Raw genomic sequence first — 11,118 nt, forward strand, 5'->3', positions numbered from 1 at the left:
GCAGCACGTCCGGTGTAGGCCGCGCTCGCCCCTGCCTGGGGCCAAGTCTCCGCGACCTTGTCAAAACGGAAAGCAACATGCGCATCCTTCTTCCCGGCGTTCTCGCCATGACGGCGATTGTCGTCGCCTCCAACATCCTCGTCCAATACCCGCTCGGCGCCTTCCTGACCTGGGGCGCGCTGACCTATCCCTTCGCCTTCCTCGTCACCGACCTGACCAACCGGCTGCAAGGGCCCGCCGCCGCGCGCCGCGTGGTGCTGGCGGGCTTTGCCGTCGGCATCCTCTGTTCCTTCATCGGCACCCGGATCGTCGGCGAGTTCGGCCCCCTCGTCACCTTCCGCATCGCGCTGGGGTCGGGCCTGGCCTTCCTGTGCGCCCAGCTTCTGGACATCGCCGTCTTCAACCGGCTGCGGCAGGGCAGCTGGTGGCGCGCGCCGCTGGTCTCGACGCTGGTCTCCTCGACGCTGGACACCGCGATCTTCTTCACGGTGGCCTTCTCGGCAGCGCTGAGCGCGATCGAACCCGGCAATGACGTGTCCTGGGCCACGGCCGCAGCCCCGCTTCTGGGCATCGGGCCCGAGGCGCCGTTCTGGGTTTCGCTGGCCATTGGCGACTGGCTGGTCAAGCTTCTGCTCGCAGTCGTGGCATTGTTGCCATTTCGATTGGCGGTCGCAAAACGCGGCGCAAAGGTTGCGTGAAATGTTTTGACAAACACAAAATCTGTGGCACGCTCCCCCTATCGGCAACTTTTTGAAAGGAGGTGATCCAGTGTCTAGAGTGATATTGGAGAGAGGTGTCGGGACAGTCGGGAGGGGAATTTTCTAAGGGCAGCCCCTGGAAAATTGACCACCGATTGGATTTGGATGCCTAACTGGCCCATCTCCTTGGATCTCGGAAAGGGTTGTCTGAGCAGGGCAACCCTTTCTCTGTTTTGCGCAATGGCGGTGAAAGAATAACGGCGGCAAAGGAATTCCGCATGGATTTTTGCTATCGCCTGGATCGCAAGGCTACGCCATAAACCGGCCATGCTGCATGTCACCGAAACCCTTGCCATCGCCGAATGGGAACTGTCCGAAAGTTTCATGCGCGCCTCGGGGCCCGGCGGGCAGAACGTCAACAAGGTCTCGACCGCCGTCGAACTGCGGTTCGAGGCCGAACGGTCCCCGCATCTGGCCCCCGGCGTGAAGGCGCGGCTGAAGAAGCTGGCCGGGCGGCGCTGGACGAACGAAGGCGCCATCGTCCTTCAGGTCGATGAAACCCGCAGCCAGGCCCGCAACCGTGACATCGCGCGCGAGCGGCTGGTGGAGCTGATCCGCGCCGCGCTGGTCACTCCGAAACGCCGGATCGCCACCAAGCCCACTTTGGGCAGTCAGCGCCGCCGCATCGCCGCCAAGACCCAGCGCGGCGAGGTCAAGGCGCTGCGTGGCAAGGTGGGGGACGAGGAGTGACCCCCGCCGAGGAGGCCGCCGCCCATTGGTACGGCCGGATCGTCCGCCTCTTGCGCGACCGGGAGAACCAAGTCCTCGAACTTGCCACCCCGCAGGGACGCGCCGCCCTGCGCCTGCACCGGGCGGGCTATCAGTCCGCGGCGGCGATCCGGTCCGAACTTTGGTGGTGCGCCGAACTGGCCCGCGCCGGACTGCCGGTCCCGGCCGCACTGCCCGCCCGCGACGGCGCGCTTCTGGTGCCCTTGTCCGACGGTCGCCATGCCTCGGTCATCGCCTGGATGGACGGCGAGGCGCTGGGTGAGGCGTCCAGGCCCGATGCCCGCCCGTTGGCGCAGGTGCTGGACCTCTACCACGCGCTGGGGTCGCTTCTGGCGCGGGTCCACCGGGTGACCGATGGCCTGACCCTGCCCGTTGATTTCACCCGCCCGCGCTGGGACCGCGAGGGTCTGGTGGGCGACGACCCGCTTTGGGGCCGGTTCTGGGACCATCCGGCTGCGACACCGGACCAGCGCGGCACGCTGATCCGCGCCCGCGACGCGCTGCGCGAGCGTCTCACGGGCGTAATCGGCCTGATCCACGCCGATATCCTGCGGGAAAACGTTCTGGTGAACGGTCGTTCGGTATCGCTGATCGACTTCGACGACAGCGGCTTCGGCTATCGCCTGCTCGACCTCGGCACCGCGCTGGTGCAGACCGTGCAGCACCCCGAACACCCGCAACTGCGCGATGCGCTGATGGCGGGCTATGGCACGACCGATACAGCGATGGTCGAGGCCTTCACGCTGGCCCGCAGCCTGGCCTCGGTCGGCTGGACGATGCCGCGTCTAGCGCCAGGGGATCCGATCCACCAAAGCCACATCGCCCGCGCGCTGTATTGCGCCGCGCGGGTGCTGGGCTAGACGACCACCTCAAGCACCTCCTGCTGGCCCACGCCGAAGACGCGCTTGTAGCGTTCCACTTCCTCCGGCGGCCCCATGGCCTTGGCCGGGTTGTCGGACAGTTTAACCGTGGGTCGCCCGTTCGCCGACAGGGCCTTGCAGACCAGGCTGAACGGCGCAAGCGCATCGTCCGCCACCAGCCCGCGGAAGTCGTTCGTCAGCATCGTGCCCCAGCCGAAGGACACCTTCACCCGGCCGTTGAACCGGGCGTAAAGCTCTTCGATCTTTTCCACATCCAGCCCGTCCGAGAAGATCACCAGCTTCTCGCGCGGGTCTTCGCCCCTCTCCTGCCACCAACGGATCGCGGTTTCCGCCCCCTTGGCCGGATCGCCGCTGTCGATCCGGATCCCGGTCCAGCCCGCCAGCCAGTCCGGCGCGTTCTTCAGGAAGCCCTCGGTCCCGTAGGTGTCGGGCAACATGATCCGCAGGTTGCCGTCGTGTTCTTCGTGCCAGTCGGCCAGGACCTTGTAGGGCGCCTGGCGCAACTCGTCGTCCGTATCGGCCAAAGCACTGTAAACCATCGGCAATTCATGCGCATTGGTCCCGATCGCCTCGACATCGCGGTTCTTGGCGATCAGGCAGTTCGAGGTGCCGATGAACTTGGCCCCCAGCCCCTCCTGCATCGCCTGGACGCACCAGTCCTGCCAGAGGAACCCATGCCGCCGCCGCGTGCCGAAGTCGGCAATGCGCAGGCCTTCGACCCCGCGCAGCCGTTCGATCTTTTCCCAAAGCCGGGTCATGGCGCGGGCGTAAAGGACCTGGATCTCGAACCGCCCCATGTCGTGGAGCACGGCGCGGGATCGCAGCTCCATCAGCACCGACAGGGCCGGGATTTCCCACAGCATCACCTCGGGCCAGCGGCCTTCGAAGGTCAGCTCGAACTGGCCGTCGCGCTTTTCCAGATGATAGGCCGGCAGGCGCAGGCCCTCGAACCACTCCATGAAGTCGGGGCGGAACATCTGCCGCTTGCCGTAGAAGGTGTTCCCGCGCAGCCAGGTGCTTTCGCCCCGCGTCAGGCTGAGGGACCGCACATGGTCCAGCTGTTCGCGCAGCTCGCCCTCGTCGATCAGATCGGCAAGGCGCACCTTTGTGGAACGGTTGATGAGGCTGAAGACCACCGTCGTCTCCGGCTTGTTGCGGAAAATCGACTGGCACATCAGAAGCTTGTAGAAATCGGTGTCGATCAGCGACCGCACGATCGGGTCGATCTTCCACTTGTGGTTCCAGACCCGTGTTGCGATATCGACCATCTCAGGCCTCCAGCGCGACGCCGGCCGCGCGCATCCTGTCCCGCGCCTCGGCGAGGCTGCCGTTCAGGTCGATGGCGCGGCAGGCCCCTTCCAGCACCGTCACCGCAAAGCCAAGCCGCGCCGCATCCAGCGCGGAATAGGCGACGCAGTAATCGGTGGCGAGGCCCACCAGCGTCACCGCCGTCACGCCCCGGTTGCGAAGATAGCCCTCAAGGCCGGTGGGGGTGGCTTGGTCGTTCTCGAAGAAGGCGGAATAGCTGTCGATTTCGGGGCGAAAGCCTTTGCGGACAATCAGTTGCGCGGGATCGGTGCGGAGGTCGGCGTGAAAAGCGGCCCCTTCGGTTCCCTGCACGCAATGGGTGGGCCAGAGGACCTGCGGGCCGTAGGGCATGGTCGTCAGGCTGAACGGCGTGGCCTCGGGATGGTTGGCGGCAAACGAGGCGTGGTTGGCGGGGTGCCAGTCCTGCGTCAGGACGACCGTGGCGAAGTCATCCATTAACCCGTTGATCCGGCTGATGATTTCATCCCCTCCGGCCACGGCCAGCGCCCCGCCCGGGCAGAAGTCGTTCTGCACGTCGATCACGATCAGGGCTGTGTTCGCAGGCTTCATCGCGGCCTCCCGGTGCTGACCCCCCTTGCGTAAGTGCGGGGGCGGGGGGCGTCAAGCGAAGCGCTTGAAATTCGCAAGGCTTCGGCGCAAAGGGGGGCCATGCTGACCGTCGCCGCCCTGTATCATTTCACCCGGTTTCCTGACCCCGCAAGTCTGAAGCCGGGGCTTCTGGAGGTCTGCGTGGCGCAGGGGGTCAGGGGGTCCCTGCTGCTGGCGCCCGAGGGGATCAATGGCACCATCGCCGGGACGCGCGCGGGGATCGACGCGGCGCTTGAGGCGATCCGGGGCTTGCCGGGCTGCGCGGGGCTGGAGTGGAAGGAAAGTTTTGCAGATTCAATGCCTTTCGGGCGGATGAAGGTGAAGCTGAAGCGCGAGATCGTAACCATGGGCCAGCCCGATGTGGACCCTCTGGCCCGGGTCGGGAACTATGTTTCGGCGCGGGACTGGAACGCGCTGATCCGGGACCCCGATACCGTGGTGATCGACACGCGGAACGATTACGAGGTCGCCATCGGCACCTTTCAGGGCGCGCTGGACCCCGGAACGCGGGCCTTCGGCGAGTTTCCCGACTGGTGGCAGAAGAACCGCGACAGGTTCGCGGGCAAGCGGATTGCGATGTTCTGCACCGGCGGCATCCGCTGCGAGAAATCGACGAATTACCTTCTGGGTCAAGGGGTCAACCAGGTCTTCCACCTGAAGGGCGGGATCCTGAAATATCTGGAAGAAGTGCCGGAAGAGGAAAGCCTCTGGCAGGGGCAATGCTTTGTCTTCGACGACCGCGTGTCGGTCGGGCATGGGCTGAAGCCCGGGGGCCTCAAGGTCTGCGGGGCCTGCCGGAGGCCGGTCACGCCGCAGGATCAGACCGATCCGGCCTATGAGGAGGGCGTCTGCTGCCCGGCCTGTGTGGACGAATATTCCGCCGCCGACCGGGAGCGGTTCCGTGAGCGGCATCGCCAGATGTTGCTTGCTGCAAAGCGGGGCACACAACATCTGGGTGGCGGCGCGCTGTAGCGCACCCTAGGATGATTATGTGGCCTTGTCGGCGAACATGTCCTGCACCATCGGCATGACCCTTTCGCCGTAAAGGCGGATGCTGGCCTTCAGGTCGGCATGCCGCACGGGGCGGGAGAAATACTGCATGTCGGACCGCTGGATGCCCGGAATCTGCATCGGCGCGATGTCGGCGTCTGCCTCTCGCCTTGCATCCGTCGGGCATACTTCGGGCGGTCGCAGGGGTTAACATTGTCGGGCGAAGCAGCGAGCGATCGATGACCAACCCGGAACTGCTGGCCATCCAGATGGGCCACGACATCCCCGACTTTGACACGACGGGCTAATACGGCGCGGGTTATGGCACGATGAAACCCTTTCACCGGGTGGGTAGCCTGCTGTTCCTGTCCGGCCATGTCGCGCAGATCGGGGCAGAGATCACCCACAGGGGGCGGCTTGGCGCGGATGTGACGGTCGAGGAGGGCTATCAGGCGGCACGGCGGACGGGCGACGATCGGGGTGATGGCGCTGGCGGGCGGGGTCTGTTTTGAGACCTGGGTGACGGTTGAGGTGGCGTGACGGCTCCGGCGCCGCGGGCTTCTTGTCGCGGGCGGCTGCGCCCTTGACCGGCCCCGGGGGCGCTTCGCCCCCCCGAACCCCCCGAGAGTATTTGGGACATGGGCAAATCAGGAAAGGCGTTCGGCGCAGGCTTGCAGCAGGGCCCGGGCGCGGCCTTCGCGGGCTGGCTGACGACGATCTTCCGAGGCCTTACGCCTTGTCGCGCACCATCAGCTGCGAGGAGCCCTCGGCCTTCTGGACCTCGAAGCGTCCCGTCCGTTTGAGCAGGTCGGACAGGCGCGCGCAGCCGTAGCTGCGGCTGTCGAAATCGGGGTAAAGCTGAGTCAGCACCTGTCCAAGCTGGCCGAGGGGATAGCTGTCTTCCTCGATCCCGATCTTCTTCATCGCGGCCAGGATCAGCGGGATCGCCTTGGAGGGCGGGTCCTTTTCGGCCTTGGCGGGCTCTTTCGCCGGTTTTGCGGGGGTGGGCGTGTCGGCGGCGGGTTCCGGCGCGGCGGTCAGGTTTTCCAGGAAGAGGAACCGGTTGCAGACGTTGCGCAGCGATTCGGGCGTCTTCTTTTCGCCCACGCCGATGACCTGAAGCCCGTCCTCGCGGATTCGCGAGGCCAGGCGGGTGAAGTCGCTGTCGGACGACACCAGCACGAAGCCATCGACCTTGCCGGCGTGCAGGATGTCCATGGCGTCGATCACCAGGCCGATGTCGCTGGCGTTCTTGCCCCTGGTGTTGGCCGATTGCTGGTGCATCACCAGGCCCAGGTTGCGGGCCTTTTCCTTCCACTGGCCCAGCGCCGAGGAGGACCAGTCGCCATAGACCCGGCGCACCGAGGGTTCGCCGTAGGCGGCCAGTTCGTCGAGCACGGCCTCGATATGGCGGGCGGGGATGTTGTCGGCGTCGATCAGGACAGCAAGGCGGGGGGCACGGGAATCGGCAGGCATGGGGTCTCCGGAGATCAGCCCCCTTGTGGCCGAGCCAAAGCCGCAAGGAAAGCGCAATCGTGCGGTTGACGGGGCCTGTCCGGCGGGCGACATCGCCGGGACCTTGGCAGGGGCAGGCGGATGATCGGCGGATTGCCGATGTTGCGTGGCGTGGCCGCGACGCTGGTGGTGCTGTTCCACCTTCAGGCGGCGGCGCTGATCTACGGGCTGGCCGCGGGCGGCTGGCGCATGCCGGGCTGGGCGCTGGTCTGGGGCGAGGCCTCATACCTTCCTGACCTTCTGCACCTCCTGGTCTTTTCCGTGGCCGGGACGCTGTTGCGCATGGCAGGGGTCGCGCCTTACGGATCGCTTCTGTCGATGCTGGCGCCTGGCCTGCTGGCGACGGCGGCGTCGGTCGCGGCGACGCTGTGGGTGGAACGACCCTATCTGGCCTGGGCCAAGGGGCGGCGGCCGTCCGCCTAACTGCCGGGCCGGTCGGCGCAACGCGGGCCGGTCAGCATGGCCTGAAGCCGGTCGATCCGGGCGATGTCGGTATCCGAGATGACGAACATCGCCTCACGGATTTGGGCGTCCAGATAGGGCCTGACCGCAAGTTCGTTGCAGATCAGCAGTTCTCCGGTCTCGCCGACATGCGCTTCGGTCAGGGCGGACATCACCGGGTCGAGGCGGCCCGCAAGCCGGATGACCAGAGCCGCCCCCTGCCCCTGCCCGTCCACCCGGCGGACCGAGCGGATGTCCTCGGCCGCGACCGTCATGCGGTCGAGACCGAAGACCAGGCTGATCCGGGGCGGCTCGGCCAGCGCAGGCGCTACGGCGAGGGCCGACACGAGACAGGCGGCGGGGGCAAGGCTGCTGCGCATCGGGACCTCCTTCCGGCATGCAGGAAGGATAGCCGGGATGGGCGATCCGGCAAGTCAGGCGATCAGCAGGGCGGGGCAGGCGCCCAGCGCCCGAAGCGCCGCCTCGGGCGGCAGGGACAGCAGCAGCCCGCGCTGGCCGGCATTGATCCAGACACGCGCGGCCGTGCAGGCGCTGGCCTCGATGGCAGTGGGCACGGCGCGCCTCTGGCCGAAGGGCGAGATGCCGCCGACGTGGTAGCCGGTCAGTTTCTCGGCCCTGGGCGCGGGCATCATCGCGGCGGACCTGACCCCGAAGGCGCTTGCCACGCGTTTCATCGACAGCTGCCGGTCCGAGGGGATGAGGCAGCAGGCGGGCCTGCCGTCGATCTCGACCATCAGCGTCTTGAGCATGACGGCGGGGTCGATCCCCAGCGCCTGCGCTGCTTGCAGGCCCGTGGCCTCGGCCCTGGGGTCATAGGCATAGGGATGCAGCGTGACCCCGATCCCAAGGGCAGCCAGGGCGCGGAGGGCGGGGGTGGAGGTCATCGGCGGCTTCCGGGGACACCCTCGTCGGTCCGCGGCTGGTCAGTAGACCACGACGGCGCGGATCGACTTGCCCGCGTGCATCAGGTCGAAGCCCTTGTTGATCTCGTCCAGGGTCAGGACATGGGTGATCATCGGGTCGATCTCGATCTTGCCGTCCATGTACCAGTCCACGATCTTCGGTACATCGGTCCGGCCCCTGGCCCCGCCGAAAGCCGTGCCTTTCCAGACCCGCCCCGTGACCAGCTGGAAGGGGCGCGTCTCGATCGTGGCGCCTGCGGGGGCGACGCCGATCACGATCGACTGGCCCCAGCCGCGGTGCGTGCATTCCAGCGCCGCCCGCATCACCTTGACGTTGCCGGTGCAGTCGAAGGAATAGTCCACCCCGCCGATCCTGTCGAAGGGGGTCTTCGTCATGTTGACGATGTAGGGGGCGATCTCGCCCTCGATCTTCGTGGGGTTGACGAAATGGGTCATGCCGAAGCGGCGGCCCCATGCCTCTTTCTCGTCGTTGATGTCGATGCCGATGATCTTGTCGGCCCCCGCCAGCTTCAGCCCCTGGATCACGTTCAGCCCGATCCCGCCGAGGCCGAAGACCGCCGCCGTGGCGCCCGGTTCCACCCTGGCGGTGTTCAGCACCGCGCCGACCCCGGTGGTCACGCCGCAGCCGATGTAGCAGATCTTGTCGAAGGGGGCGTCCTCGCGGACCTTGGCCAGCGCGATCTCGGGCAGGACGGTGTGGTTGGCGAAGGTGGAACAGCCCATGTAGTGGTAGATCGGCGTGCCATCCAGCATGCAGAACCGCGTGGTGCCGTCGGGCATCAGCCCCTTGCCTTGCGTGTCGCGGATCGCGGTGCAGAGGTTGGTCTTGCGCGACAGGCAGGACGGGCATTCGCGGCATTCGGGGGTGTAAAGCGGGATGACGTGATCGCCCGGTTTCAGCGTCCTGACCCCCGGCCCGCATTTCACCACCACGCCCGCGCCTTCGTGCCCCAGGATCGAGGGGAAGATGCCTTCGGGGTCGGCGCCCGAGAGGGTGAATTCGTCGGTGTGGCAGATGCCAGTGGCCCTGATCTCGACCAGCACCTCGCCTTCCCTGGGGTCGTCGAGGTTCACCTCCATGATCTGCAACGGCTTTCCGGCGGCGACGGCGACGGCGGCACGGGTGCGCATATGGTATTCCCTCCCTTAAGCTTGGGACCAAGCTGTGCCAGACTGCTGCGGAAAGCAATTCGGGAAACGACCATGAAACATGCGATTGTCGCCCTTTCCCTGGCAGCACCGCTGCTGGTGGCCTGCGTCGAGCCGATGCCCGCACCCGTCGATCCCGGCCCGGATGCCTGCGGCGCCAGCCGGTTCCAGTATCTGGTCGGCAAGCCCGGCGTGCTGCTGGACGGGATGCGCTTCGGCCAGGAGGTGCGGGTGATTCAGCACGGCATGGCGGTGACGATGGACTATCGCGCCGACCGGCTGAACTTCTGGCTGGACCGCCGCGACGTGATCGAGCGGGTGGTCTGCGGATGAGCCGTCTGGCGCTGGCTCTGGCTGCGGGGCTGACAGGCTGCGTCGCGGCAGAGGAACCCGACCACGACGCCTGCGGGGCCGATGGGATGCAGGCGCTGGTCGGGCAGAGCCGGGACGTGCTGGCCGGCATGGCCCTGCCGTCCGGCACGCGACTGATAACGCCCGGCATGGCGATCACCGAGGATTACAGCGCCCGCCGGCTGAACATCGACCTCGGCCCGGACGGGCGCATCCGGCGTCTCTGGTGCGGATGAAAGGCGCCCGGCCGGATGACGCCGGATGACCGGGCCCTTCCGTTCTGAACCGGCGGCGCAGTTACTGCTTCATCACGCGGAATTCGGAATGGCAGTCCTTGCAGGCCCCGCCCAGCGCGCCCATGCCGGCGCCGATGGTTTCGGCCGAAGCGATGTCCATCGCGCCCGCCGCATCGCCCATCGCCTTGGCCTTGACCAGGAACTCGTCCCAGTTCGCCCAGATCTCGGCCTTGGCTTCCGAGGCCGGATCGGCGCCGCCCTGTTCGGCGAAGATTTCCTCGATCCTGGCCGCGGCCTCGATCAGCGCGGCCTTGGCGGCTTCGGCCTTGGTGGCGTCGTAGGGATCCTTGCCGCTGGCCATGTTGCCCAGGATGCCGGTGTTCATGCCGACGGTCTTCATCAGCGTGGACCGTGCGATGGCGTTCGGGTCGGTGCGTTCGCCTTCCGCGAAGGCGGCCCCGGCGATCAGGATCGCGCCGGTGGCTACGGCTTTGACAAACTTCATGTACTGGCTCCCTCGCTGGCTGGTGCGGCGCAGTATAGGCGCCGCCTTGTATCGCGATAGCGGCAGCGCTGAGCTCTCACGCACTTGTCATCTGCGGTGACGGGGGACTCGACAGGATCGCGGTCCGGTGGCATCACAAGAACATAAAGCGAACAAACGAGTCGGAGATGGCCGGTCGTCGCATCCTGTCGCTGTGGTTTCCGCGTCTCGCGGCGGACCGGATCGCCCGGCGGCGCAGGGATGTGCTGCCCGTGCCCCTGGCCGTGGTGGCAGACCGGAACGGCGCGCAGGTGCTGGTCTCGCTGTCGGCAGAGGCCGAGGCGGCGGGGCTGAGCCTGGGCCAGCCCCTGCGCGATGCGACCGCGATCTGCCCGGCGCTGCTGACGGTGCCCGCCGATCCGCCCGGCGAGGCGCAGTTCCTCATGCGCTTGCGCCGCTGGGCCGGGCGCTTCTCGCCCTGGGTGGCCGAAGAGCCTCCGGCGGGGCTGCTGATCGACCTTACAGGGGCGGCGCATCTTCATGGCGGGGAAGAGGGCGTGCTGGCCCGCGTGGCCGAGGATTGCGAGGCGCTGGGCCTGGCGGTGCGGGCGGCGATTGCCGATACGCCCGGTGCGGCCTGGGCCTTGGCGCGCTTTGGCGGGGCGCGGCTGGCCCCGCTGCGGTCGGGCGACGCCATCGAGCAGGAGGCGCGCGCCACCCGCT

Annotated in this window: 17 protein-coding genes; 9 read left to right on the forward strand and 8 right to left on the reverse strand. The window is 67.1% G+C overall.

What is annotated here, in order from left to right; genetic code table 11:
* Nucleotides 1-77 precede the first annotated feature (77 nt).
* The 3 genes from G8O29_RS14320 to G8O29_RS14330 all read left to right on the forward strand — a co-directional run bounded on the left by G8O29_RS14320 (nt 78) and on the right by G8O29_RS14330 (nt 2,347).
* Nucleotides 78-698, forward strand: coding sequence for a queuosine precursor transporter (locus G8O29_RS14320; RefSeq protein WP_166403912.1), 621 nt, complete (start codon nt 78-80; stop codon nt 696-698).
* 327 nt (nt 699-1,025) lie between these two features.
* Complete coding sequence (arfB, locus tag G8O29_RS14325) at nt 1,026-1,448, forward strand: alternative ribosome rescue aminoacyl-tRNA hydrolase ArfB (protein ID WP_149076782.1); 423 nt, start codon at nt 1,026-1,028, stop codon at nt 1,446-1,448.
* On the forward strand, nt 1,445-2,347 hold the full coding sequence (locus G8O29_RS14330; protein ID WP_166403913.1) for a phosphotransferase enzyme family protein: 903 nt from the start codon (nt 1,445-1,447) through the stop codon (nt 2,345-2,347). Before arfB ends, G8O29_RS14330 begins: the two co-directional genes overlap by 4 nt.
* On the opposite strand, the gene pncB is transcribed toward G8O29_RS14330, so the two are convergent.
* Both pncB and pncA read right to left on the reverse strand, forming a co-directional pair.
* The gene (gene pncB / locus G8O29_RS14335) at nt 2,344-3,636 is read right to left on the reverse strand and encodes a nicotinate phosphoribosyltransferase (RefSeq protein ID WP_166403914.1); all 1,293 of its coding nucleotides are present in this window, start codon (nt 3,634-3,636) and stop codon (nt 2,344-2,346) included. The two genes, G8O29_RS14330 and pncB, sit on opposite strands and share 4 nt — an antisense overlap.
* 1 nt (nt 3,637) lies before the next feature.
* The gene (gene pncA, locus G8O29_RS14340; RefSeq protein ID WP_166403915.1) at nt 3,638-4,246 is read right to left on the reverse strand and encodes a bifunctional nicotinamidase/pyrazinamidase; all 609 of its coding nucleotides are present in this window, start codon (nt 4,244-4,246) and stop codon (nt 3,638-3,640) included.
* A gap of 99 nt (nt 4,247-4,345) precedes the next feature.
* Here pncA and trhO point away from each other — a divergent pair, with 99 nt between their 5' ends.
* A complete protein-coding gene (trhO, locus tag G8O29_RS14345) occupies nt 4,346-5,257 on the forward strand; it encodes an oxygen-dependent tRNA uridine(34) hydroxylase TrhO (RefSeq protein WP_166403916.1) in 912 nt (303 codons plus the stop codon).
* A gap of 15 nt (nt 5,258-5,272) precedes the next feature.
* On the opposite strand, the gene G8O29_RS14350 is transcribed toward trhO, so the two are convergent.
* Nucleotides 5,273-5,416: a hypothetical protein gene (locus G8O29_RS14350; protein WP_166403917.1), complete on the reverse strand. Its 144-nt coding sequence runs from the start codon at nt 5,414-5,416 to the stop codon at nt 5,273-5,275.
* Nucleotides 5,417-5,604: 188 nt separating this feature from the next.
* Here G8O29_RS14350 and G8O29_RS14355 point away from each other — a divergent pair, with 188 nt between their 5' ends.
* Nucleotides 5,605-5,787 carry a RidA family protein gene (locus G8O29_RS14355; RefSeq protein WP_166403918.1) on the forward strand — a complete coding sequence of 61 codons (183 nt, stop codon included), beginning with the start codon at nt 5,605-5,607 and terminating at the stop codon, nt 5,785-5,787.
* Between the two features lie 217 nt (nt 5,788-6,004).
* Here G8O29_RS14355 and G8O29_RS14360 read toward each other — a convergent pair whose 3' ends face one another.
* Entirely contained in the window at nt 6,005-6,751 is a 747-nt protein-coding gene (locus G8O29_RS14360) for an NYN domain-containing protein (protein WP_166403919.1), read from the reverse strand.
* A 120-nt stretch (nt 6,752-6,871) separates the two neighbouring features.
* Here G8O29_RS14360 and G8O29_RS14365 point away from each other — a divergent pair, with 120 nt between their 5' ends.
* Nucleotides 6,872-7,213 (forward strand): hypothetical protein, encoded by a 342-nt coding sequence (locus G8O29_RS14365; protein WP_166403920.1) that lies wholly within the window; start codon nt 6,872-6,874, stop codon nt 7,211-7,213.
* On the opposite strand, the gene G8O29_RS14370 is transcribed toward G8O29_RS14365, so the two are convergent.
* The 3 genes from G8O29_RS14370 to G8O29_RS14380 are packed head-to-tail and all read right to left on the reverse strand — an operon-like array spanning nt 7,210 to nt 9,306.
* Nucleotides 7,210-7,611, reverse strand: coding sequence for a hypothetical protein (locus G8O29_RS14370; RefSeq protein WP_166403921.1), 402 nt, complete (start codon nt 7,609-7,611; stop codon nt 7,210-7,212). The two genes, G8O29_RS14365 and G8O29_RS14370, sit on opposite strands and share 4 nt — an antisense overlap.
* A gap of 54 nt (nt 7,612-7,665) precedes the next feature.
* Nucleotides 7,666-8,136, reverse strand: coding sequence for an aminoacyl-tRNA deacylase (locus tag G8O29_RS14375; RefSeq protein WP_166403922.1), 471 nt, complete (start codon nt 8,134-8,136; stop codon nt 7,666-7,668).
* A 39-nt stretch (nt 8,137-8,175) separates the two neighbouring features.
* Entirely contained in the window at nt 8,176-9,306 is a 1,131-nt protein-coding gene (locus G8O29_RS14380; protein ID WP_166403923.1) for an S-(hydroxymethyl)glutathione dehydrogenase/class III alcohol dehydrogenase, read from the reverse strand.
* Nucleotides 9,307-9,378: 72 nt separating this feature from the next.
* Here G8O29_RS14380 and G8O29_RS14385 point away from each other — a divergent pair, with 72 nt between their 5' ends.
* Both G8O29_RS14385 and G8O29_RS14390 read left to right on the forward strand, forming a co-directional pair.
* Entirely contained in the window at nt 9,379-9,657 is a 279-nt protein-coding gene (locus G8O29_RS14385; protein ID WP_166403924.1) for an I78 family peptidase inhibitor, read from the forward strand.
* Nucleotides 9,654-9,911, forward strand: coding sequence for an I78 family peptidase inhibitor (locus tag G8O29_RS14390; protein ID WP_166403925.1), 258 nt, complete (start codon nt 9,654-9,656; stop codon nt 9,909-9,911). The genes G8O29_RS14385 and G8O29_RS14390 overlap by 4 nt, the downstream gene beginning before the upstream one ends.
* Before the next feature lie 61 nt (nt 9,912-9,972).
* Here G8O29_RS14390 and G8O29_RS14395 read toward each other — a convergent pair whose 3' ends face one another.
* Entirely contained in the window at nt 9,973-10,416 is a 444-nt protein-coding gene (locus G8O29_RS14395) for a c-type cytochrome (RefSeq protein WP_166403926.1), read from the reverse strand.
* Between the two features lie 167 nt (nt 10,417-10,583).
* On the opposite strand from G8O29_RS14395, the gene G8O29_RS14400 reads away from it, so the two are divergent.
* A partial coding sequence (locus G8O29_RS14400) for a Y-family DNA polymerase (protein WP_166403927.1) occupies nt 10,584-11,118 on the forward strand: 535 nt, incomplete at its 3' end.

It is taken from the genome of Rhodobacter calidifons (genome assembly GCF_011174775.1).
Lineage (GTDB): Bacteria > Pseudomonadota > Alphaproteobacteria > Rhodobacterales > Rhodobacteraceae > Tabrizicola > Tabrizicola calidifons.

Coding starts and splice junctions, on each gene's coding strand:
- G8O29_RS14320 (WP_166403912.1), top strand. CDS start 78: ATGCGCATCCTTCTTCCCGGCGTTCTCGCCATGACGGCGATTGTCGTC.
- arfB (WP_149076782.1), top strand. CDS start 1,026: ATGCTGCATGTCACCGAAACCCTTGCCATCGCCGAATGGGAACTGTCC.
- pncA (WP_166403915.1), bottom strand. CDS start 4,246: ATGAAGCCTGCGAACACAGCCCTGATCGTGATCGACGTGCAGAACGAC.
- G8O29_RS14395 (WP_166403926.1), bottom strand. CDS start 10,416: ATGAAGTTTGTCAAAGCCGTAGCCACCGGCGCGATCCTGATCGCCGGG.
- G8O29_RS14375 (WP_166403922.1), bottom strand. CDS start 8,136: ATGACCTCCACCCCCGCCCTCCGCGCCCTGGCTGCCCTTGGGATCGGG.
- pncB (WP_166403914.1), bottom strand. CDS start 3,636: ATGGTCGATATCGCAACACGGGTCTGGAACCACAAGTGGAAGATCGAC.
- G8O29_RS14370 (WP_166403921.1), bottom strand. CDS start 7,611: ATGCGCAGCAGCCTTGCCCCCGCCGCCTGTCTCGTGTCGGCCCTCGCC.
- trhO (WP_166403916.1), top strand. CDS start 4,346: ATGCTGACCGTCGCCGCCCTGTATCATTTCACCCGGTTTCCTGACCCC.
- G8O29_RS14365 (WP_166403920.1), top strand. CDS start 6,872: ATGATCGGCGGATTGCCGATGTTGCGTGGCGTGGCCGCGACGCTGGTG.
- G8O29_RS14380 (WP_166403923.1), bottom strand. CDS start 9,306: ATGCGCACCCGTGCCGCCGTCGCCGTCGCCGCCGGAAAGCCGTTGCAG.
- G8O29_RS14360 (WP_166403919.1), bottom strand. CDS start 6,751: ATGCCTGCCGATTCCCGTGCCCCCCGCCTTGCTGTCCTGATCGACGCC.
- G8O29_RS14355 (WP_166403918.1), top strand. CDS start 5,605: ATGAAACCCTTTCACCGGGTGGGTAGCCTGCTGTTCCTGTCCGGCCAT.
- G8O29_RS14350 (WP_166403917.1), bottom strand. CDS start 5,416: ATGCAGATTCCGGGCATCCAGCGGTCCGACATGCAGTATTTCTCCCGC.
- G8O29_RS14385 (WP_166403924.1), top strand. CDS start 9,379: ATGAAACATGCGATTGTCGCCCTTTCCCTGGCAGCACCGCTGCTGGTG.
- G8O29_RS14390 (WP_166403925.1), top strand. CDS start 9,654: ATGAGCCGTCTGGCGCTGGCTCTGGCTGCGGGGCTGACAGGCTGCGTC.